The following is a 21542-nucleotide window of genomic DNA, read 5'->3' as shown; positions in this document are numbered from 1 at the left end:
CCTTACTTTGCCTACCAGCGAGCCGCCTCAGCGAGGCATGCTGTTGTTGGAGATTCTGTTCTGCATGGCAGCGCGCTCATTGGCCGCGCGAATGTTGGCAACCATGCCGGATTGGATACGATCGCGTGCACGCATACCGGCATCTCCGACCACGCCTGCCGTGCCGCGCGCAACGTCGAGTGCCTTCGTTGGTGCCGTCATGCCGGAGTATTGCGCAACAGCTCTCGCGACGTTGCCGATGCCCGCCGAGACGCCGCCGACGATGCTTTGCGCCAACACCTGGATATGGAAAAGTACGAACGCCCCTGCGCAGCACAGCAGCAGGAAAGCCGACACGTCGCTGAGCTGCAGCCGGCGTTGGTTCGCTGCATTCGTAACCTTGGTTAGTTCGGGATCCATGGCGGCGATGAGGAAGGCGGCAACCACATAGATGAACAGCGGTATCAGCGCGTAGAGAAGGACCTGTTGGAACCAGGACACGCCGAGGCGTCGCGTCTGCTCGAACAGCATGCAGGCTATGAAGATCGGGGCCGTTCCGATGAGCACCCACATCATCACCTTCGCCAGCAACAGGATCGCCAGCGCGACGGCGATAAAGACTGCCACGCAAAGCATGATGAGAAAGCCGATCATCGACGGCAGAATGGCGAAGTAGCCCGACTGTTCCGCAAACGCCGCCGCTGCTTCATTGGCGGTCTTCCAGATCATCGACAGGCCATTTGTCGGTTCGGTGATGCCGGTTCCCGTGGCCGTCAGGATCGCGCGCCCGACATCCTCGGGCGTGTTGTTCAGCCAACTGTAAAACAGCGTGTCGAAATTGCTCCATTCTCTGACGATCAGTAAAATGACCACCATCCGGGCGACACGGCCGATGACTTCGGCAAGGCTGACCCTGGACGTTCCCATGAAGAGCTGCAGCCCGTAATAGGCGACGTAGGCCAGGAACAGGACATTGAGCAGCGGCGTGATTTCGCTGGCTACAATTCCATATGCCCTTTCCGAGAAGGTTCTCCCTGTGTCCTCAATTCGGTCGAGGATGTTGCCTAAGAAATCTTCCATTGCCGCCGATCGTCCTTACTGAGCTGCCATCGCCTCTATCGCGGCCATGGCCGTGGCCGGGTCGCCGTTGACGTACGACATCGGGCCGCATTCCTGGCGAGGATCGGCAGCGTAGGACGTCAGATTTGCGGGTCGCTTGCAGGGGGCCGTTTTCTCTCTGACCGTGCCGCAGCCGGCAACGCCGGTCGCGATCACGACGAGGAACAAGGCCCTGACTATGTGAGCAGGCTTAGTTACCACCGTAGGTCAACGCCTTCTTCGAGTTGGAAATGTCGGTGAGGCGGCGCTGGTTGTCGGCCTGCAGAGAACCGACAGCACCGTTCATCACGCCGATCAGCTCGTTGATGGTGAGGCCGGCCTGGACCTGCAACTGGGTGTTCTGATCGATCGACCCCTTGATGTCCTGAGCCTGGCCGATGCTCTGCCCGGCTTGCTCAAGGGCGCTCCGGCGTGTCGTCACGGCCTGCTGCGATCCGGTCACGAGGGCCGAAACGCCAAGGACCGTGTTCATCAGCTCTTCATAGGACTTGTCGCTGGAAAAGCCGCTGTTTGACTTGCCAGAGAGGCTTTTCACAAGCTGCAGGCCATTGATGAAGGTGGTCGCGATCTTGCTGATGTCGCCACCCATGCCGCCGAAGTTTGGCACACCGCCTGACATGATGCTGTCGAAGGACGGCATGGAGGACACGCTGAAACCGTTGCCAATCGCCAGATTCTGCATCTGGTTGGCATCACCGCCGCGATCGCCGGTGACGGCCTTCAACGTGTCTTCGACGGTCGAGAGGATGTCCTTGTTCGTGTTCAGGATCTTGTCGGTGGTCATGGCCGTTTCCTTGGCCACCTTGAGATTGGCACCGTCGATGACTGGTACGCCTGATGCCCATGCCGCGGAAGCAAAGAGAACCGAGCACGCAGTGAGAATAGAGCGCTTCATAGAGGGTGTCCTTATTGAGGTTTGAGTTGCAGGTTGAGGGTGGATTCACGCTCGCGCTTCTGGACACAGGCCTTGTCCGCCGGGCTCCATTCGAGCCCTTCGCGCGGGTCGCAAAGACCAGTGGCTTCGCGCGGCATTTCGCCTTTGTTTTTGTATCCAGATGACTGAGATGAGCCTGACGTTTCAGTCAGCTGCATCGTGTTTCTTGAATTGAACAGGTCTGCCATTGTCGTCCCGAGCAGGATGACCTGGTTCATCATTTCGAGATTGGCGTTTCGCGCACCGGAATTGTGGTCCCAACTGTCCTGAATGGTTCCAGTGGTCAGGCCGCCGAGCTGCTGCAGCCATGACGCAACGTTGGCGCCGCTCTCCTGCGTGGCTTGCGACGTCGCCATGGCGTTGATCGTCGAATCCCGCATGCCAGTGTACGATGTGCTGCCGCCGCCATAGTTGATCGGGATGTTCGCCCCATTCGCCCCACCGAGGGCTGGCAGCCACTGCTGCGTGATCTTTTTGACGTAACCCTGTGTTTCCTTAAACGGCGGGATGCCACCGTATTTCTGGACGTTGCCGTGACCAGAATTGTAGGCGGCAAGTGCCAGATTCACGTTGCCGCCGAACCGCTTGAGCTGCTGTTTCAGATAGCGGGCGCCGCCCCGCAAATTGGACTCGATATTGTAGCGATTGACGCCGAGATCGTTGGCCGTCCCCGGCATCAGCTGTGTGAGGCCATATGCGCCGGCGCCGGATTGGGCGCATGGATTGAAACGGCTTTCCTGGTAGACGAGAGCCATAAAAAGGTTCTCATCGACGCCTTCTTCCCTTGCGACCCTTTTGACCAGGCCGACGATTTCGGGGTTGGCTTGCGCGGCAGCGATCGGATCGTCCTTGCGACCTTCCCTGAAGACGGAGCAGGTCACGCCTTTGTTGATCGAAAACCGGTCTTTGTCGGTCTTGTCGATTTCGCCGGTCTTGTCCTTCCGATCCGTTTTTGTACCGAGGTTCGCTCCGTCGATGACGGGAACACCGGACGCCATTGCCGGAACGGGGGTGGCCAGGGTTGTCACCAGCAAACCAAGGGCCAGACGATTTCTCATTGAGCCACCTCCCATCCGCAAAATTCAGCCAGCCACTTTTGCGGCTCATCGCCGTATTGTTCCCGAAGTGCTGCGCACTCCTCGATCGTCTTCTTTCGGCCCGACAGGACCTTGACCATATCGGGCATCGACGACAGATCGAGCCGGGCAATGACCGAGTCATTCCCGTGCTTGACGAGAAAAGTGCGCTTCTCAGGCGGGGTGTTTTTGATGAAGTTGAATTCTTTGGCCGTCAGGCCAAAGCGGGTGATGTAGCTTTCCTCGTCCGCGCGCGGATTAGGGAAGTGGATGTTCGTTGCCGACTGCTCGATCAGCGTGTGGGATACGCGGGCCTTGGCGATGTCGGCCGCCGACTGCGTTCCGAAACCGACAATGCCGTTGAGCTTGCGGATGGTTTTCATCTTGTCGACGATGAACGCCGAAAAGGTCTCGTCCTGGAGCAGCTGCCAGCCTTCATCCATGAAAAACATGACAGGATCGCCATTCAGCAGCTCATCCAGCCGATGGTAGAGGTACATCAGCGCCGGTGTGCGCAACTCCTCATTTGCGAGGATGTTGGTCATGTCGAAGCCGAAGACACGATGCCCTGAGAACGACAGAACGTCGTGCTGAGCGTTGAACAGCCATGCCTTTTCGCCGTCGATCCATGGCCGCAGCCGTGCATGAAGGTCGTTGGCGTCTGCGCGAGAACGACCGACGAGCAGGGTCGACAGGTTCGCCAAGTTGCGCTCAGCCGCGGGCTCTTGCATGAGCCGAGCCAAGGCCTTTTCGAGTGTGTCTTCGTCTTCCTGGCCAAAGTCGCGACCATCGTTGGCGCGAAGCATTGCCTTTAGCAGCCGCAGGAGAAAATCGCGGTTCGCTCCGGTGTTCTCGAGCTGGAGAGGGTTGAAGCCGGTGGGTGTTTCCGGTGACAGCACCTCGTAGGTGCCGCCAACCGCCCGAATGAAGATCTCCGCACCGCGATCCTTGTCAAAGAAAACTGCCTTGGGAGCGGGATTGATACGCATAGCCTGGGCAAGCATGAACGTCAGGCAGACCGTTTTGCCCGAGCCGGTCGGACCCGTGACGAGGAAATGACCAATGTCGCGTTGGTGAAAGTTGAACCAGTACGGCGTTTGCGACGTCGTTTCGAGGATCGTGATCGGCAGGCCCCAATGCGCGCCGTCGGATTGCCCCGTCGCGAAATTGTGCATCGACGACAAACCGGCGAAATTGCCGCTCGACAGCAACGCCTTGCGGGCGATGTAACTGTGATTGCCCGGCAATTGCGCCCAAAAGGCTGCTTCGAGGTTCATATCCTCGCGCAGCCAGTTGATGTTCATGTCGGTAAGGCATGCCCCAAGCTCGGAGACCGCCTTGCTCACGCCCTCCAGATCGCGCGACAGGCACAACAGTGTCAGATGGTGGAAGCCGAAAACGGCTTCCTGGTTCATCAGGCTGTTAACGGCGAAATCGATGTCGTGTTCGACCGAGCTACCCGCTTCATCCGAGGCCTGGATTTGACGCTGCAGGCGGGTAATTCGCTCTTGAGCAATGGGCTTGTCCGCGATCGTGAACGATTGCGTCAGAATGAACTCGTGATTGACTTGCAACAGGCCGTCGAGCATTCCCGGCCCTGTGAAGGGGGGATATTCTTTTACCGACAGAAGCGCGCCGAAACGGCTGTCCTCGTCGACAGCGGCTTGTGCCTGCATGGTCCGCTTGCTGAAATGTAGGCGAGACGTGCCGACATAGTTGCTGATGCCCATGCGCGGGAGCCGCATCTTACGTGGCACGCCGCAGGTCAGGATTGTGTTGAAGAACTCGCAGGGTTCGGAATATGGCTCGCCGTCGCGGCGAACGATGCCGAGCGCACGCGCGCCGTATTTCTCGAGCTCGCGCGTGATGTTGGTAACCAGCTCCTCCAGTTCCGTCACGTCCTCGCGTGACTGCTGAGAGCGGCCGTCGTGGCTGGCGTTGTTGAGTATCCGTTTAAGGGTGTCACCGATGCCGAGCGCACCCCTCATGCCTGACCTTACGATGGTCAGGTAGATCTCGTTCGTGAACATGCGCTTGTGGCGCAACTGTTCCATGTAACGCTTGTTGAGCAGGTCGCAGAACGGATCATCAAAAGCGCCTCCGATCTCGGTCTCAACCGCGCGGCGAATGACCGTCGACCACAGCGAAAACCGGCTGGAACCGAGCGCACGGATCATTGTGTTCTGCACGACGGAGCGCATGTTTAGCGTGGCCTGGTCCTCAGTCTGGAAGAACAGGCCATCGAGCTTGATGGCGCTGATCAAGGCGCCATTTTCCAAGCCGATCACCGTATCGGAGACATGGCGCAAATACGGGATATGAGTCGACATAGGCCGCTCGTTTTGAGCGGCCTTGCCAAACCCAAGTTCTTCTGTGACGACTTTCAGCATCGGCTATGGTCCGTATGAATTGGCGCCCCAAAAACTCTTGTTGCGCGTGCGGGGCGTCTTGCGCGACGCAACCTGCATTACGTCGAGGATCTTGCTGTCCCAGGTGCACAGCGTGAAAAGGACGAGGTAGGCGACTGGTGCGGTCAGCAGTGCCCACAGGGAGTTGGAGCCCAACCAACCGATGATCGTACAACCGACGACGATAACGACGGCCATGTAGGGCACGCCCCAAAGCGTCGGTGAACGGGTCAAGCCGATCACCAACGGTGTCAGGGCGGGCTTTTCGTCCTCGAACTCAGCCATCGCTATTTGCCGACAGCGGCAATCATTTCATCGACAATGGTCGGCGCGCCGAAGACCAGGCCAATGCCGACGATGACGGCGCCTGCCGTGAACCACGACAGCCGACCGGCGAAGGCAAGGAAACCGAGGCCGATCACCGCAATGATCGCTAGCAGCCGGCCGAACGGGCCGGTGATGAAATCCACGATCATTTGAACGGCCGTCTGCAGTGGCGCGAAGGCGCCGCCACCACCACTTTGTGCCAAGGCTAGATCGACGCCGGCCATGTGCACGGCCGCAGCCAATCCAAGAACGGCTGCCAGCTTCCATGCGCCGACCCTCGGTCCCACAATTGCATTGCACTTCATGTGTTCTCTCCTTCAAAAGTGCATCACTCCACCGACAAACTTGCCGGTCTTCTTCACGGCGATGACACCGACGTCGCCGTGCTCGCCACCGTCTGCGATTGTTGTGGTCCCGGAGACCTTGGGCTTTGCCTTCGCCGCCGGCATGGGCAATCCGAGCTGGTAATTGACCACCTTGGCGACATAGCCGACGGTCTCCCGAAACGGCGGGATGCCGCCGTACGCGTAGATGCGTTGCTCGCCGCTGTTGTAGGCAGCGGCGACAAGCAGAGGATTTTGGAACTCGTCGAGCAGGACCCGCAGGTACTTCATGCCGCCTTCTATGTTCTGCTGCGGATCGCAAATGTCCTCGACCTTGAACCGTTCGGCGATGGCAGGCATGAGCTGCATGGGGCCGCGTGCGCCCTTGTCCGAATTGCGAGTTTGGTCGAAGCCGCTTTCCGCCCAGGCAATCGCCGTGGCGAAAACCTCGTCGACCTTGTGACGCCGCGCCGCATCGACGACTAATTTCTTGATTTCCGAAGGGCTTAGCGGTGACGGACCGCAAGCCTGCACGCCTGCCGTGCTGTCTTGAGCCGGGTTTTCTAAGCCATTTTGGGTAATCTGTTCTGTCGGTATCTTACCCACAATGGTATTTTCCGGAGTGTCGTCTTCCGTCGTGTAAGCCCCCTTCAGTGTACCAATATGGGTGTCTGCCTGGCGCCCCTTTTTGGCTGTCTTCTCTGGCGTGACAACGCCGTCCTCGCTGACGACGTAATGACCGCCGCTCAGGCTCCATCTAGAATCGAAAATTCTACTGATCGCAGCATCATTGACGCTTTCAGTTTGCGCGAAAATATTCACAAATTTGGCGGAGTTCTGCGCTTCCTGGGCCGTTGCGGCGCCAGTGGCGAGCACATTCAGCAGGGTCGAGCAAATCAGAGCCCCGCTGCCTGCAATGCTGCTCGTTCCAGCCCTTTTTGTCATCGCGACCCGCCCCATTTGCGGTGTTGAGATTGTGGTGAAAACCGATTAAGTTCGCCGTTGTATGAACCGATTTGGTGTAGCGATACAAGTTTTTGCGCCACACTTAAACCCCAAAAGTGGGAGTCGGCATGAACCAATATGGTAAAGGGCTGGAAATGAAACGGACCATCCTTGCTGCATTCGCAGGTTGCGTTATCGCAACGCCGGCCTGGTCGGTGGACAACGTCAACAAGGACTACATCAAGTCGCTGGCGGCACCGGGCAAGACGGTGCTGGTCGTCGAATACTACGACGGCAGCGGCAAAGCCGTGGACCGCAAGGGCTACGCGTCAGCATCCGGATATGTGGCGGTATCGCCCACGGATTTCCGGGTCGATGGCAAGACCAATCTTCACCTTTACGGCCTCCAGCCGTGCCAAGGTGAAGTGGTCAACCGGAAGGAAGGCTTTGCCGGCACTTGCGCCGACTTCGCGCAACAGCAGCTGCAAATCATGCTGAAAAGCCCGAAGGTCATCTTCTGCCGGGCCTTCGTCAGCGAGCAGTCGTCACCGACGCAGAATGCCACCTGCTATGGCTACTACAATTATCCCGGCAGCCTCGATTCCGTTGATATGTTCGAGGAGCAGCTTTTGTCCCTTGGCGCGTTGCGCCTGACAAAAAAGCCCGATGGCTCCTATGACCGGCCGGACCTCGCGCAGGCCGAAGATGTCGGCAAAGAAGGGTCCTACGGCATGTGGGCCGATCCGCGAGTGAAGGCCCAATGAAGAGGTGTTCACTCGTCCTTATGCTCACCGTGGCCGGTGTTGCAATGGCACTTGGTGCGCCGGATGGCTATTTCGACCTGGAGCCAGGCATAACACTGGAAACCGGCGACACCTGGGTTGCAGAGGGGCAACGCTATCGCCTCTTTGGCGTTCAATCCTGCCTTCGCGGCACCAACTACACCGACTTGAAGGGGCAAAAGCGCGATTGTGGCGATGCATCCCTGGCAATGTTTGCTGCCTATATCAAGGACACCAAGCCGGTTTGCGCGCCGGTCGCCAAGACCGCGGCCGTAACCTACGTCATCTGCTATGCCACCGTTGGCAAGGATCGCCTCGACCTCGCCACCATGATGATTTCTAGCGGCTACGCCTTCGCTTCGCTCGATGATCAGGGCATGCCCCTTCATCCGCCGTACTCCGTGGCCGAGCTGGACGCCCGCCAACGCAAGGCGGGTCTCTGGCAGTTCCCCGATGTTGTGCACCCGGCAGTTCTGTTGGCCAAGACAGCCAACGAGCGCGCCACGAGGGAGGGGAAGCAATGAAAGCCCAACTCCTCCTGTCGGCAGCAATGCTTGCTCTAACCGCTCAGGTCGTCGAAGCGGCTGATGTCATCAGGAATGAGCCTGTTCGCAAGGTCTACCGGCCAGCCGCAGAAGCATCCGCCCGGGGGCTTCCTGTTCTAGGGGGACGGGTCGCTGTCATGGACGGGCGAACGCTCTGGTACCCTCAGTACGCAACGAGAGTCCAACTGGCCGACATCGACGCGTGCGAGCTGCCGCAATGGGCACTCGATCCCAAGTGGGAAGACCGCGAGCGCCTGAAGGCCCCTCCACCCGTTCCGTGCGGACCGTTTGCCAAGGCATGGCTTAAACGGACGGTCGGCAACAAGTCGGTGACCTGCAACGTCGTCTCCTACAGAGTAGACGGTACGGCGATCGCGCGCTGCACCACCGGCGCTCGAGACCTTGCCCTGGAAATGCTTCGTGTCGGTTGGGCGCGAGTTGCCTCGCCCTATCTCGTCAATGGCCAATATGCCGCCTATCAGCGTTACGCCATGGCCGCGCGCTACGGCATGTGGGCAACCTACGTGCTCGACATGAATGAATGGCGCCGCAAGGCGGTCGACAAGACGCCAGATCGCCGGCCGATCGCTGATTTCAATCTGCTGGCCGAACGCGAGAGTGAAATATCCCCGCCTTTTGCCGATGCCCGCAAGCGACCGTTGAGGACAGACCGATAGCTGCCGGACTTCGTCTACATGGCAGACGCTTCGAAGCGAACCGCTCCACCCAACGACACACCGTCTGTCGCCTGGGCGACGCCCGCAATAATCAGAGGACCGCCTGACATGAGACACCTGATTTACGCCGCCGGCGTCGCCGGCGCCGCGCTCCTTCCAGCCACAGCGGCCAAGGCACAAGACGCATCCTGGGGCTGCCAAGTCCTGCTTTGCGCAGCCTCGCAAAACCCTTCCTGGCATGGCGTGGAATACTGCGTCCCGCCGATGATCAAACTTATAGCTGCCATGTCGAAGCCTGGCTTCTCGTGGCCCATCTGCAACGAAGCAAAGACCGGTGCACCGGGTCGTGAGGAATATGCCGATTGCCCCGAAGGGACCAAGATCGGCTATAGCCAATATGGCCGGGACGGAAATCGCAGCGCACCGGATCGTTGCGTCAAGACCCTCAACACCTGTCAAACGCACCCCGGTCTAAACGGTCCCGCCCATCAAGCCGGCGTGATCTTGAACCGCCGTGCCCGTGACGGAGAAAACTCTTGCATCAAGCAGATTTCCTCGCAGCGGCCGAGGCGCGCTGACCCCTGGTACTTCGACATTCCGAATGATCAGGGCGTCAAGCAACGCCACTGGTTCAATCTGAATCTCTAGTGGTCAGAGCGATGAACAATGCCGTCCTACTCGCCATAACAGCCGGCGTCGGCCTTGCGGCCGGCGCCGGCGGAACCTGGCTGGCAATTCCACACCAGACTGTCGAGGCAAGGACCATTGCCAAGGCCGAGCTCACGGCGGCGATAGCCGCTGATCCCTCACTGTGTCCTCTGCCAGTCGTGGAGAAACCGTCAGAGGGTGAGGCCCTGGCTGCCTATCAGAACGCGCGATCCAACTCACCGTTGGTCTGGGATCGCAACGACCTGCCGAAGATCTCGCTTGCCCTTGGCCAGTGCGACAAAAACAACAACGGCCCCGGCGTTTCGTGCATGACCACGGTCAAGATGTCGCCCAAGGCACAGCCTCTCAACCGTGTTGTGGGCTTCGCAAAGGCAGCCGACGGCGGATGGGTTGCCACAATCTTCTAGGCCGATACGGGAAAGGTGTTCGTTATGGAAGATCAATTTCTCGACTACGTGACGGTCCTTGCAACAGCGCTGGTTTGCTTCGTCATCTCACTCTGCTTCGGCTGGAACTTGCTGGCTGCGTTGCTTTTTGGAATCGTCACCGGCGCGGTACAGGCCGGACTCATCCGCCTGGTGCATGGAAGGCCTGACTTGCTGTGACAGGCCATCAAGGAAACGTCTGCGCTACAAAAGAGCCCGCCTGGGCGGTGGGCCTTTTCCCTTGATGTTGTGCCATCAATCAGCACATGAATTTTTTGGCTAGAACTGTCCCGAATGACCGGAGTCGACCCGTTGCTGTCGTCGAAGATACGTCCCTCTAAAGACTGCTTCGCCCTACCAGAGCTTTAAGCATCTGTGGCATGCAAAAGCCCGCTTTTCAGCGGGCTTTTGCATGCCCATGATGGCTGATCACCTCACCCAAACGGCGCCGCCATCTCCATAACCGTCGCCATTTCCCTTTCCTCGAGACTCTCCCGCCTCGCGATCAAATATGCCGCGATGTATACCAGCTTCCCGATGGATTCCCGGTGATCGGTGGGCTGATACCCAATCACGTCGCGCCGCGCCGCGGCCTCGTCCAAGGCGATCACGTCGCTAGCCCCGGGCCCCTTCTCAGCCTCTCGGAACGCTTTGGCCGCTAATTGAGCTGCGACATGTCGTTCGGTTATGTCGGCCAGCCGCGCATAGCGTTCATCGACATCCCACAAACCCGCCTGTCCCTTCATTCGATCCTCTCCCGTGCGGCCAAATCGAGTCGATAAAAACGTTGATCAAGGACGAGAGCACGATAGGATACGAAGGCTAGCGAAACGAAACGAAAGCAGCGCCTGTAAGCCATTGATTAAGAATGAAAAAATATTTCTCCCTCCGCCGGGAGACGAAAGTGATTTCAAAGAATTATTCAAGCGGTTGGCCGCGGCGGGTGCTGGTCGGCCATTGGGCAAGGACGGGTTTCCTGCAGGCCCATGGACGCCCGAGCTTCTCGCAGAGGCGATTTCACAGATCGATTCCAACCGGATTGGGGTCGATCTACGAACGGTGCAGCTTTGGTTTCAAGAGAACGGGAAGGGAATTAGCACTGCCAACATTCGTTGGCTGGCGAGGGTATTGGGGTGCGATGATCCGGTGGCAACCAGCGAATGGCAGATGGAGCTTAGTGCGGCGCAATCGCGGTTATCGGCCAAGAGACGAGAATGGAAGAGAGCCGGAAGCAGCGTTGCACAGGAGATTCCAGATACAGCACTGGCTGCGACCTTCGATGACGACACAGCGTCTCCGGCAGAGCTAAAACGGGATACTGACGCCAAGGGGCCGAGGCGGCGTTTTAGTTTGGCGAGGAAATCGGAAGCGTTTTTTAGTCACGGATCTCCCCTGAATTTACCGGCGTCGGTGTTTGCGGGTGTCACCGCTCTTGGGTTTTTGTCGTATATTACGGGGATTCACAGCGTGACATATGGCCGGGCGGATGGCGTCGTCAAGCAGGTTGGGTTTCTTTGGACAGCGAATTGGACATTGGTCTTCATGGTATTTTTGCCACTGTTTTTTGCCTTCGTGATCGAGCTAGTGACCTTTTGGAAAGATGAAGGCCGCCCAAAGCTTGTAGCGCAGGGCGACAAGATGGAAAGCGACGATGCCTGGGCGCGCAGCGTAGAAGCTTCTTCGTATTCATATTGGGCGGTTTTTTTGATTTGTGTGCTGTTCGCCGGTCTTTTTCAGTGGATCGGCGTGTCATTGATCCCGTTGATGAAAGGTGGTGGCAACTATGCGACGGATTGGGGCTCGTTAGCGATTGTGCGCCCTGAGGTCATATCGGTGCCGGAAGCGGTCGTATTCACCGGGCTCGCTTACCTATACATGTGCCTGTGCTTTTATCTGTTCTTCGTAGGTCTCATTTTGCTCTATACGGTGATCCATGATCTTTGGAGAATTGGAGAAGCAGCGAGTAATCGGCCGGAAGTGGATTATCACAACGAGCACTACGAAGCCAGCCTCAGAGTGATGCGTGGAATTTTTCGGTGTACTGTTTTGGGGGTTCTGATCGCCATAGTCATGAAGGTCCAGAGCGCTTACCTGACATCGCGTGGAGAGAATATTGTGGCTTGGTTGGTCAGCGATATGTCTTCCCCATTCTATGGGCGCAATGATGTGAGCGCCGGGATCAGCTATCGTAGGCCGACCCATTACAGTAGCCTTCTTATCGCTATTTCGACCTGTGTTGTATTTCTGTACGGCTCCATCCGTTTAGGTGTCGAACGCCGGTTTTGTATGCCTTTGTGGAGGATGTCAGCGATCGTAGCGTTACTCGTGGCCGGCTACTTGCTGATCGATGCATTTGCTGGCTTTTCGATCCTTCTGGGCGTTGGAGTGCTGCTCGCAATGTACGGCCTGTTTGATCCAGGGTTGGGGCGACGGCGAGCGAGTAAGTTAGGAAACAATCAGAGTGTATCATAGTTGGCTTGACCATTGGGATGAGCGGCGGGCGCGACGCGGTGAGGAAGGGAAGAAACCAACGGATTTCGTCCTTGACGCGGAACGCGCCTTTCCAGGTGCGAAGAAGATAACAAGTATCGAGGAATTCTGTGCCCTTGCGGACCAAGCCGTGGCTGATCCAGCCTTTTTCGATGAGCCGAGTGTGAGTGATCAGGGCTTTGAAAGGCTAGACGGGTGGCTCAAATTTCCATCGGACATTTCTACTGATATCGAACAGAACAATGTCGTTTCGGCGAAAATCACAGAAAGCGGGTCGTTCGATCAGGCGATGGTGATTTTTCACCATTGGAATGCAAGCGCCCGGAATCGTCAGATTGCTAACTTTTTCTCGCAGCGTGGCATCACGGTTGTCGAGATTGCTATGCCTTATCACTTCGAACGCAGCCGTCCCGGCTCTGTGCACGCCGACTATATGCTTAGCCCTAATCTCGGTCGAACGATACAATCTATAAGGCAGGCAGTGTTGGATGGGCGAAAACTCATACGTTGGTTGAAAAGCGAAGGCTATCAAGAGATTTCGGTTCTCGGAATGAGCTTAGGTTCCTGGGTAGCGGCCATAGTCGCGGCACACGACTTGGCTGTGTCAAAAGCCTCGTTGTTTTTGACGGCGGGGAGTCTAGCGGATATGGTTTGGACGGGCCGCGCGACACGATCGATACGCGATAGCCTTGAGCCTGAGATTGAGCTGACCGATCTCAGAAGGGCCTGGGGTCCACTTAACTTGGAGAATTACGCGCATAGTTTGGCACGGCCTGATCTCGATCTTCAGGTTGTGTTGGCTAAGAGAGACAAAGTGGTGTTGCCAGAGCTATCGGAGAGGTTGATGCAGAGGCTGAAGGACGCCGGGGCTAGGCCAAATATTTTGGAATTAAACTGTGGTCACTATTCGCTCGCCATGCCGCCTTACATTTTGTTGGCCGGTTTGAGCTTGAAGCGGTTACTAAGGCGCGGCCGTTGAGCGGTTTCTGTCGTCTGCTGACAAGTCGGCCCGGCGAGCATGAGTTTAAATGATGCCTCCACGCCCATGTGGCACGTATCGTTGCACATGCAGGACGTGTTGTGTCGTGTTCGAACGCAGACGCCGAAGGTGCTACTGTTCACGGATATGCAGGCTTAAAGCATGCGATAAACGACACGCTGCAAGGTTAGTGGCTGCTGGGCACGTCGAGCGGCAGATGCACGTATGTTTTAGCATGGGGCACAGTGCGCGATTGGTGACACCCTTCACATTGTGTCAGTGAACGCGACGACGTGCGGTGTGGGTACCCTGTGAGTGGTACAGGGTACAAATCGGGGGTGACCTGTTGCACAAACGACAACGCCCCCGCATTGAGCGAGGGCGCCGGGGTCGAAGGGTGGGGGTTATTGTCCCGCCGCATTCATGATCTTATCGAAGAATGGCGCGGCATCGGCGGCTATGTTGTCGCACCATTTGTCGTCATCGACGGCGGCGGCAAAGTCATCACGAGCTTGTGTAGCGGCCATCATGCTCGGATGAAGCGTCGCCAAGCTCATGATGTATGGTGGGATGGTTCTGCTATCACCGCATGACGCTATGCCTGCGACATCGTACATAAGACGTTCGTATGGCGTGTACGATGAAACTGGAACGCCTTCGGCGTGCGCCACTGTGGCAAGTGTCATAAGGGCGAGGGTTAGAATAAGGGTACGTTTCATTTCAGTTGTTCCAGTTTTGTTCTACCTAGTTCAAATATGGGTAGTGGGTTTAATTCTGCCAACAGAGCCAAGCCGAGTTAGCTTTCCCAAAGATTTGGAAGTCCACATCCGGTCCATTTCCCCGCGCGATCATTGGCGAGTTTTCGTATTCGCCGACCAGTGCTTCGCTGACGAACCGACCTCGAGATAGCGGCCAATCGAGCGCAAATAGGCGGCGATCTCTCGTATCAAGAAATCTCGATCGCCGAAGGTCTGTTCGATCCGCTCCAGCTCCGGCAATGCAAATTTCAATTCACTCGGCGATAGGTCGGCGTCCCCGAAGACGTATTTATCCTGGCCGACAGCGCAGATATCGCAGCCCGCCTTGATCACCTCATCAACGAACGCTGGTATTTCGCTTGTCTTCATGAGCCTTCTGTTTCTTGCCCTCATAACTGCACTCTCCCTTTCCGATGTTGCCAGACGCGTCGAAGGTTGGCGCTGATCTCCTTTTCGATGTCTACGCTGAGCGTGAGATTGCCGAACGGAGCTTTGCGATAGGCCGGCTTGTCGAAGTGAGGATCCCGGACCTCGCGCAAGCCAAGCTGATCTATCCAGTCGTCGAATGATGGCCCTGCCATATCCCGTGCCAATTGGCCCCTTGTCCAATATAATCTGTTCAACCTCATGTAGCCGAAATGGGTAAGCAGTTGCCTTTCTGAAATTGGTATCTGGTGCGGTAGTGTCGAGCACGCCGCTTCGTGGCCGCGCTCTATGCCTAGCGGCACGGAGCCCGGTTTTCAACCGGTCTCCGCCCATTCGGGTAACGATCGCTCGTGCAGGCTGCTTCCCATCCGGATCGTCATCATCAGTGAACCAAATTGGCGGTATCAGCGTTTACAGCTCGGAGCAAATTCAGCATAGTGCGCCCCGCACGATTGAGTTGGTGATGGCAAGTCGAGCCCCTTCTTGTCATACACCGCGGGGAGCCGTCCTGGCGTAAGCCGGCGACGGCTCCCTTCAGTTCAGAATGACGGCCGCGATTGCGGCCGACATTGATTAGCTGAGAGAGGGAAAGAGGGCTCCGCCCTCTCTCCCTCGCAAGCGAAAAAGCGGTCTCCCCGTCCTTCCTCCGCGCGGCCAATGCCGCGCTCCGTGCAGGATCCACGCGGATCCGCATGCGCGGATCAGCGTAGACCCTCCGGCTTCGCCTGCGGGCGGGCGAACCCCCTCCACTTTTTCCCTTGCCTCCCTCTCTCCCGCTGTTCCGCACGAGCTCGGGAGCAGGAGCGGGGCTCCTGCCCCCTCGGGCAAGAGCAAGACCGTTTCGGGAAAAGAAAGGGCTAGACCATGAAACAGACCGGTTACCTATTGGACCCCGAAACGTCGATCTTTCGCGCGGTCGAGTTTCCGGCCGGGAACAGCTACAAACCGCTGTATGACCTGATCGGCTGCCGAATGATCGAGGTTGTGCGCTTCGATGAACGGCATTCCCTGTTCGTCGACGAGGAAGGGCTGCGCGACGGGCTGAGCGCCTTCACCATTCTTGAAATCTATCCGCAGCCATTGGCCGGGAAAATCGTTCTCGTCGACGGCGATGGAAGCGAACCCTACGCCTCCCCCCTGATCAGCCTTGAAGATGCGGCGGCCTGCTTCAAGTGCTGTCGCCCGGTAGTGGACCCTGTGTTTGCGACCGGCGACGAAGTGACGGCGGGAGGGCTGGTCATCGCAGGCGTGTTGATGGGCTTGCAAGTTCTCATCGAGCGCCGCGCTCCTACCATTGTGGAAGGAGAGGCGTGATGACAGTCGCCATTGTCGAAAACGGGACGCTCGTCGTCTCGGTTGGAGGCTTCGCCGCAAGCATCGCGGCGAAGTCCATCGAACACCAGTTCGACGCCCTCACCCATTTTCCGGACCGTCGCGCAAACATCGAGCTCGACGAGCTTGCAGCGCGTCTCAATGACTTTGAGGCCTATGTCGAGGACCTGGCCGACAAGGGCGATATTGCACCCGAGTTTAATGGCGTTGCCGAGGTCGAGGCGTTCGCGCGGCGTCATACTGATTTGGCTCGGCGGTTTTGGGCGGCGGAAGGACGGTGCATGAATTGGTTCATCACCGGCCCCGCACGCTTTCCCGTTGCCCGCAACGAAAAGCGCATGAAGGTCGCAGACGCCCGCCGTGCCGATCTGGGCGCGCATCCGGTCGCAGCCCGCAAGGCCGTTAAGCGGAAAGCCTTACCGCATGGGGCGGATGACGAGCCGATCCGCTCGGGAGATCCCGCTGCCGTCGAGAAGATCAAGGCCAAGATCGAGGCGCTGGCGCTCTCCATCGACAAGGCCAAGGCGGCGAATGCGATCATCCGGCGCATGGAGAAGGACGGCGCGGACGATGCCGCCATGATCAAGGCTGTGGTCGCGCAAACGGGCATGTCGGCCGCGATCGCCGTGCGCGGCGTCGTGCTGGCCGACTGCCAATGGAAACGCGGTTTCGACACGTCGGGCAACCGGGCCGAAATCCGCCGCCTGCACTCGCGACTGGAATCACTGGCGAGGATGCAGGAGCGGGGAAACGGCGGGAAGATCATCTGAATGCGCGCGCCCGACGAGGCAACAAGGCGGGCGCTGAAAGCCAACGGCTTTCGCTGGTCGCCGTCGCAAGGCGCTTGGCAGCGCCATCTTAATGAGGCCGGACGATGGGCGGCCCAACGGGTGATGAAAGCCGTCACCGCCGAGGGCGCCGCGTGAGCGGCGCCCCATGATCCAAGCGAAGACGGTTCTCCGCATCTGTCAGGTCGGCGGTGGCATGTTCGCACCGCCTCCTCGTGACCCCACCACGACCAGCCTATTCCGCTGGACCGCACGATGGCATCCGGCGCGCCAGGCAAAGCCCAGTAATCAAGGCTGCACCCGAAGATCGATCCAGAAATGATGCAGCCTGATCGGCGAAACTTCGAAGCTTCGCCCAAAAGCATGTTCAAGTCGGGTCGTCCCTCCGGCCACCCAGGCACTTGCAGGCGTAAGGTCCGGGAACGACTTGCTGCGACATTCGGTGTTGACGGCGACGAGTATCGCGGGCGGCGTCATGGTCTGCACATATCCGATCATCGCCCCACTTTCCGCACGCTTCGCATAAGCCCAGTCCGGATGCCTGAAGCGCGCAATACCGTGTTCGATGTAGTTTAGATTTAAGACCCAATCAGCTCTCGGCGGATCACCAAGACGCTTGCATTCAACCACGAACTGTTTGCTGCTACGGTGTGGATCGGACTCATATCGATCAAGATAAATCCACTGAAAGTCCGGACGCTTTTGCTCACGGCGCGCACGCGCCCCGTCATCCGGGTCCGGTTGATTGCAGCACTCGGTGATAGGTGCGACTTCATCATCCGGATACAGATCGCGACTGGCAGCGATCAGACAAAAATAGAATTCGCGGTTGAGTTCGATTTCGGACTCAGGGAACGACTCGTGCTGCCGGAAAATAACAAGCGCCCGGGCGATGATGGCCAGGCACTTGGCCTCGCGGGTACGCCACAGCTGATTGGATCGTATGCGCGGGACGCCTGCATGCATCATGCGACATCCGCGGCAGCTTCAGAATTCATCAGGAACGTCAGTGCTGACTCTGCATCTTCAAGCGCTGCCGTACGGCTCCAGAACCGGCGCTCGTTTCGCTTGATGAAAAGGATTTCAGTGTCGCTCACGTAGCGAAAGAAACTGTCCACGAAGATTTTAGACCGAATGATCGGAGTTAGCGACACGCGGTCCAGCGTCGCCAGCACCTCGCGCCAATCCTGCGCTCCGTCATCGTTTGATGGCGAGACAGGATCGCTTTTGTAGTGAGCAGTAAAGGAAACGGCAATGAGCGGCGCTCCGGACGGCGGCGACAAAACACGCCAATGGAATTCAGAGTCGGAATCGAGCTCTGCATTCCAAATCTTCAGGAACGTGCGCAGGTAAGATGCCAATCCGTCATCCGCTTGCGTGAGAGTGGCAATGGTCCCAGCATTTTGCTTTGGTCCAAGGACCGTGCGCAGAGCCTTGCTGTTCTCTTTGCGGTAGAACAGGTCGAGCCCCATGTTGCACATCTCACGGATGAGGTCCCTATCACCGGGCGAGAGGTTGTAGAGATCGAACACGGCATCGTCGAGCTGTCGTTCCAGCCCCTGCAATTGAGCGAGAGCTTGGGCCGCACCGAGCGGGAAACTGTCCGGGCCGATATCGAGGCTTTGAAGCTGCGTGACAATCTTGACGATCCGCTCGCGCAGTTCGGTGTTCTCAGGAAACGATATCGGCATGCTTTGAACATGCTCGAGATGAATTTCATCGTGCCAAAAGCCCCACGACCCGATCGTCGTGAAATAGTAATAGCGAGCGAGCGATGACCAGAAGACCGCCGTGATAACAGCCTCCTGCCAAGCTTCTAGTCCCTTCAGTCGGACACCGTGAATTGAGTTCCTGAAGCAGTATTTTTGGGTGTCAAAGCGGGAAGTGATAAATCCGTCGGCTTTGATTCCGCGTCCTACCAGCAAGCGGTGTCCGTTGTAGACCTCTTCCACCCCGCGTCTCTCGACCTTATGAGGCACCGGTAGGAGCTGGTTCGTGTCAGTCGGACCGTAGCGCTCAAGCGCTTGCGGTCGGAGCTCTTTGTAATTTTGAAGCCAGTCAGCGTTCAATTTTCGATTTGCTTCCTGGAACCCACGACCGAACAGAACTTCGGTGCGAGGAAGGTAGTTGGGCAAATCTGCCAGCGTTGGATATCGGTCAATCGCGTGCACCAATCGTTCGTCACGATGGCCACCCCACCAATAAATCTTCCAGAGCCTTTCGTTTTCGAGACAATCGCGTTGCGAAAGCCAGTGCATATCACCCTGGCTTAGGACGACAGCTTGTGTGTTGGCGACCACAGCCGTGCGTTTCGCGGACCAGTACGGGAAACGGACATCCTCGCGTTTCAGATCGACCTTCGTTTTCTCGAAGACGACGGATACGAAGGGAGAAATGCCCTGAGCTTCGCGTTGGACACCCGAGAAAAATATGTGTCTGACATGCGCGAAATTAACGACATGCTTGAGCTTTGCAGATTCCAGCCAGACGCGGCGGAATTGACGGCTATTGTCATGATGCTTGAAGAAGACGCCGGAAGACACGAGTAGTCCGGCTTTGCCGCCGGAGCGCAACAGGGCCAGCGTCAAATGGATAAAAGCTTGCGACAGCTCCTTGTCGCCCAGCGGACGGCCTTCTTTTGCCAGGCACCAAGCCGTCGTAGCCGTCATTGCTTTGCGGCCTTCTTCGTCTTCCTTCTTCGGATAGCCCCACGGTGGATTTCCAACCACGACCGATGCCGACCCACTGCCAAATCGCTTTGTCACCTCGGACGGATATTTGCCCGCGATCACGTCGAAGGAATTGGCATCCAGCAGAATGTCGAAGAACTGGGCATCCGGGTTCTTCTTCTCGCGCTTCTTGCGTTCGGCTTCAGCAACCCATTTAAGATAGGGCAATCTGCGCTCAACGTTGATCTCACGCGGCGATTGATAGTGCAGGAACGCCAGATAGAGGCTGAACGCAGCAATGCGCACTGCCTCCTCATTGATATCCATGCCGGCAATCTGCTCGCGCAGAATCTTACGCAACTGCGGACGGCTGACCCGGCGTCCGGCTTGCTCGGCGCACAGATGCCGGACAATGCGTCTGAACGATTCTACAAGGAAGATTCCCGATCCGCACGCCGGATCGATTACGCGCGGCCTTTGCGCAAGCACATCTGGCGTCAGCGTCTGGGCAAGAACGAACTCGACCAGCGCAGGTGGCGTGTAGTGCGAGCCTTGGTTGCGGTCCTTGCCTTCGCGCTCATTGTAGAACTCTTCGTAGATCGTACTTATCAATTCGATAGGGATGACCTCGAAGCGATAAGCGAAGAAAAAGAGTTCCTGCTGGCTGGTCGTATTGCCAAGCAGGAATCCTCTGAGCTGATCCAGGTGATCCTGCTGAATGCGTTCGCGCTCATCGTCATCAATCGGAAAGGTGTCGCCGTTGAAGTCAATCGCCATCTGGTCGAATAGTGCATATGCGAAATCCTTGCTCTGCAAGACCCTCAGAAAGCGGTTTTCGGCCAATCGAGGCTCGATGGCCGGGGCCGTAGGCGCTTGCGCAAGCAGCCTGACCCACTCCTTGCGGCGAGCGGCCACGTTCTCGAAATAGACAGGCGTGAGAATTTCACGATCTTCGAGATAGCGGATGAAAATGGCTCTTCCAATCAACGAATGTAGATCGCGCAGGGCGGGCTTTTCGAAGCCTCGGCGCGTGGTTACGGCGGTCAGCTGCTGCCGCACGGTTTTGAGGTCACGGATGAGCGCGCGGTCGGACCTGTTCAACGAATTTGAAAAACGCTCCTCGCCGAACAACGCACCCGTCTCGACACGTTCACGATGATACTTCGAGAGCTTAGCTTGTACCTCGGCAATGGATCGCGCCACCGCGATCAGGCGGGATTGGTCATTGATCGATTCATCCGGCTTTGGCGGTGCTTTGGTAAGGTCGAGGACGAGCAGCTCACCCGGACAGGCGAGAAACAGCAGCTGCGGTCTGGACATGCACCAGATGCGTTCATAGAACGCCCGCAAGGCCTTAGGCGTTGTATCCGCTGTCTTAGCGAACACTACCACCGGTTCGCGGTCGACAAAGAAAACCTTCTCCGCGCCAACCTGTGCGGCCAGCGTTTGCCAATCACCTTTATCGACCCACTCTCGCAACGCGGAGAGCTGCGGTTCGGCAGTGGCGGGCAGCAATGCACCTTGGTCGAAACCAAGCTGCTCGTAAGCAGCCGCGAGTAGGTCTGCTGGGGCGGCTTTTTCGATTGCAGGGGCCACTTGTTAAAACCCGCAGGCCGCACGCGCCCTTTGGACGACTGGAGCGTATCGCTGAAATCTGCGCTCAGTCATTTCTGGCCTTCAAAGCGGCAAACGCTTCGTACAGAAGCTGGTTCAATTTCTTATTGTGCTGAGCTGCGTAGGTTTTGAATTCACGGCGGAAATCGAGGGGCACCTTGAAATTGAGGGGCGTGCTACCGGACGACGGAGCCTCGCTGCGTTTCGACCTGAGCTGCTCGCCGGGTTGATCCAAGCTCACCTGCGCCTTTGCCATCGAGTGCCCCTTTCCTCAAAT

At 57.7% G+C, this 21542-nt stretch carries 25 protein-coding genes; 11 read left to right on the top strand and 14 right to left on the bottom strand.

From position 1 onward, the window contains the following. Positions 1-27 precede the first annotated feature (27 nt). Genes NKI49_RS18935 through NKI49_RS18900 form a run of 8 tightly spaced genes read right to left on the bottom strand, consistent with a single transcriptional unit; the run spans position 28 to position 7111 of the window. Entirely contained in the window at positions 28-1059 is a 1032-nt protein-coding gene (locus NKI49_RS18935) for a TrbL/VirB6 family protein (protein WP_352607699.1), read from the bottom strand. Between the two features lie 15 nt (positions 1060-1074). After that, complete coding sequence (locus NKI49_RS18930; RefSeq protein ID WP_502899630.1) at positions 1075-1299, bottom strand: hypothetical protein; 225 nt, start codon at positions 1297-1299, stop codon at positions 1075-1077. After that, positions 1289-1993, bottom strand: a complete 705-nt coding sequence (locus NKI49_RS18925) for a type IV secretion system protein (RefSeq protein WP_352607697.1) — start codon at positions 1991-1993, stop codon at positions 1289-1291. Before NKI49_RS18925 ends, NKI49_RS18930 begins: the two co-directional genes overlap by 11 nt. A gap of 11 nt (positions 1994-2004) precedes the next feature. Next, positions 2005-3030: a lytic transglycosylase domain-containing protein gene (locus NKI49_RS18920; RefSeq protein WP_352607719.1), complete on the bottom strand. Its 1026-nt coding sequence runs from the start codon at positions 3028-3030 to the stop codon at positions 2005-2007. Between the two features lie 56 nt (positions 3031-3086). Further along, positions 3087-5498 (bottom strand): VirB4 family type IV secretion/conjugal transfer ATPase, encoded by a 2412-nt coding sequence (locus tag NKI49_RS18915; RefSeq protein WP_352607695.1) that lies wholly within the window; start codon positions 5496-5498, stop codon positions 3087-3089. 3 nt (positions 5499-5501) lie between these two features. Next, positions 5502-5801 (bottom strand): VirB3 family type IV secretion system protein, encoded by a 300-nt coding sequence (locus NKI49_RS18910; RefSeq protein WP_182574566.1) that lies wholly within the window; start codon positions 5799-5801, stop codon positions 5502-5504. Between the two features lie 2 nt (positions 5802-5803). Further along, the gene (locus tag NKI49_RS18905) at positions 5804-6148 is read right to left on the bottom strand and encodes a TrbC/VirB2 family type IV secretion system protein (RefSeq protein ID WP_352607692.1); all 345 of its coding nucleotides are present in this window, start codon (positions 6146-6148) and stop codon (positions 5804-5806) included. 12 nt (positions 6149-6160) lie between these two features. After that, a complete protein-coding gene (locus NKI49_RS18900; RefSeq protein WP_352607690.1) occupies positions 6161-7111 on the bottom strand; it encodes a lytic transglycosylase domain-containing protein in 951 nt (316 codons plus the stop codon). Positions 7112-7266: 155 nt separating this feature from the next. Here NKI49_RS18900 and NKI49_RS18895 point away from each other — a divergent pair, with 155 nt between their 5' ends. The 6 genes from NKI49_RS18895 to NKI49_RS18870 all read left to right on the top strand — a co-directional run bounded on the left by NKI49_RS18895 (position 7267) and on the right by NKI49_RS18870 (position 10389). Then, positions 7267-7875 (top strand): hypothetical protein, encoded by a 609-nt coding sequence (locus NKI49_RS18895; protein WP_292191178.1) that lies wholly within the window; start codon positions 7267-7269, stop codon positions 7873-7875. Positions 7876-7895: 20 nt separating this feature from the next. Continuing rightward, positions 7896-8417 carry a thermonuclease family protein gene (locus NKI49_RS18890; RefSeq protein WP_502899629.1) on the top strand — a complete coding sequence of 174 codons (522 nt, stop codon included), beginning with the start codon at positions 7896-7898 and terminating at the stop codon, positions 8415-8417. Then, a complete protein-coding gene (locus tag NKI49_RS18885) occupies positions 8414-9115 on the top strand; it encodes a thermonuclease family protein (protein WP_352607686.1) in 702 nt (233 codons plus the stop codon). The genes NKI49_RS18890 and NKI49_RS18885 overlap by 4 nt, the downstream gene beginning before the upstream one ends. Before the next feature lie 108 nt (positions 9116-9223). Next, positions 9224-9763: a hypothetical protein gene (locus tag NKI49_RS18880; protein WP_352607684.1), complete on the top strand. Its 540-nt coding sequence runs from the start codon at positions 9224-9226 to the stop codon at positions 9761-9763. Positions 9764-9774: 11 nt separating this feature from the next. Then, positions 9775-10191: a hypothetical protein gene (locus tag NKI49_RS18875; protein WP_352607682.1), complete on the top strand. Its 417-nt coding sequence runs from the start codon at positions 9775-9777 to the stop codon at positions 10189-10191. A gap of 24 nt (positions 10192-10215) precedes the next feature. After that, on the top strand, positions 10216-10389 hold the full coding sequence (locus tag NKI49_RS18870; protein WP_352607680.1) for a hypothetical protein: 174 nt from the start codon (positions 10216-10218) through the stop codon (positions 10387-10389). 254 nt (positions 10390-10643) lie between these two features. Here the strand turns inward: NKI49_RS18870 and NKI49_RS18865 are convergent, their stop codons facing one another. Beyond that, positions 10644-10955: a hypothetical protein gene (locus tag NKI49_RS18865; RefSeq protein WP_352607678.1), complete on the bottom strand. Its 312-nt coding sequence runs from the start codon at positions 10953-10955 to the stop codon at positions 10644-10646. 112 nt (positions 10956-11067) lie between these two features. Here NKI49_RS18865 and NKI49_RS18860 point away from each other — a divergent pair, with 112 nt between their 5' ends. Beyond that, positions 11068-12681 carry an RcgA family putative transporter gene (locus NKI49_RS18860; protein ID WP_352607676.1) on the top strand — a complete coding sequence of 538 codons (1614 nt, stop codon included), beginning with the start codon at positions 11068-11070 and terminating at the stop codon, positions 12679-12681. Then, complete coding sequence (locus NKI49_RS18855; RefSeq protein ID WP_352607674.1) at positions 12671-13678, top strand: RcgR family putative quorum lactone hydrolase; 1008 nt, start codon at positions 12671-12673, stop codon at positions 13676-13678. Before NKI49_RS18860 ends, NKI49_RS18855 begins: the two co-directional genes overlap by 11 nt. A gap of 404 nt (positions 13679-14082) precedes the next feature. Here the strand turns inward: NKI49_RS18855 and NKI49_RS18850 are convergent, their stop codons facing one another. Beyond that, a complete protein-coding gene (locus NKI49_RS18850) occupies positions 14083-14397 on the bottom strand; it encodes a hypothetical protein (RefSeq protein ID WP_352607672.1) in 315 nt (104 codons plus the stop codon). A gap of 129 nt (positions 14398-14526) precedes the next feature. After that, on the bottom strand, positions 14527-14805 hold the full coding sequence (locus NKI49_RS18845) for a Y4lK-related protein (protein WP_352607670.1): 279 nt from the start codon (positions 14803-14805) through the stop codon (positions 14527-14529). A 921-nt stretch (positions 14806-15726) separates the two neighbouring features. Between NKI49_RS18845 and NKI49_RS18840 the strand changes: the two genes are divergently transcribed. From NKI49_RS18840 to NKI49_RS18830, 3 genes are read left to right on the top strand one after another with little or no spacing between them, the layout of a single operon-like run. Beyond that, a complete protein-coding gene (locus tag NKI49_RS18840) occupies positions 15727-16176 on the top strand; it encodes a DUF3846 domain-containing protein (protein WP_352695706.1) in 450 nt (149 codons plus the stop codon). Continuing rightward, positions 16176-16964 carry a hypothetical protein gene (locus NKI49_RS18835; protein WP_352695704.1) on the top strand — a complete coding sequence of 263 codons (789 nt, stop codon included), beginning with the start codon at positions 16176-16178 and terminating at the stop codon, positions 16962-16964. The genes NKI49_RS18840 and NKI49_RS18835 overlap by 1 nt, the downstream gene beginning before the upstream one ends. Further along, positions 16965-17120 carry a DUF8626 domain-containing protein gene (locus NKI49_RS18830; protein ID WP_352608088.1) on the top strand — a complete coding sequence of 52 codons (156 nt, stop codon included), beginning with the start codon at positions 16965-16967 and terminating at the stop codon, positions 17118-17120. 150 nt (positions 17121-17270) lie between these two features. On the opposite strand, the gene NKI49_RS18825 is transcribed toward NKI49_RS18830, so the two are convergent. The 3 genes from NKI49_RS18825 to NKI49_RS18815 form a co-directional block, all read right to left on the bottom strand. Further along, positions 17271-17951 carry a hypothetical protein gene (locus tag NKI49_RS18825; protein ID WP_352608090.1) on the bottom strand — a complete coding sequence of 227 codons (681 nt, stop codon included), beginning with the start codon at positions 17949-17951 and terminating at the stop codon, positions 17271-17273. Beyond that, positions 17948-21247, bottom strand: a complete 3300-nt coding sequence (locus tag NKI49_RS18820; RefSeq protein WP_352608092.1) for an Eco57I restriction-modification methylase domain-containing protein — start codon at positions 21245-21247, stop codon at positions 17948-17950. Before NKI49_RS18820 ends, NKI49_RS18825 begins: the two co-directional genes overlap by 4 nt. A 64-nt stretch (positions 21248-21311) precedes the next feature. Continuing rightward, positions 21312-21521: a hypothetical protein gene (locus NKI49_RS18815; protein ID WP_352608094.1), complete on the bottom strand. Its 210-nt coding sequence runs from the start codon at positions 21519-21521 to the stop codon at positions 21312-21314. Positions 21522-21542: the final 21 nt, after the last annotated feature.

This window comes from Mesorhizobium sp. M0587, assembly GCF_040320945.1.
In the GTDB taxonomy this organism is placed as follows: Bacteria; Pseudomonadota; Alphaproteobacteria; order Rhizobiales; family Rhizobiaceae; genus Mesorhizobium.
This window is presented reverse-complemented; position numbering and strand designations above follow the sequence as displayed.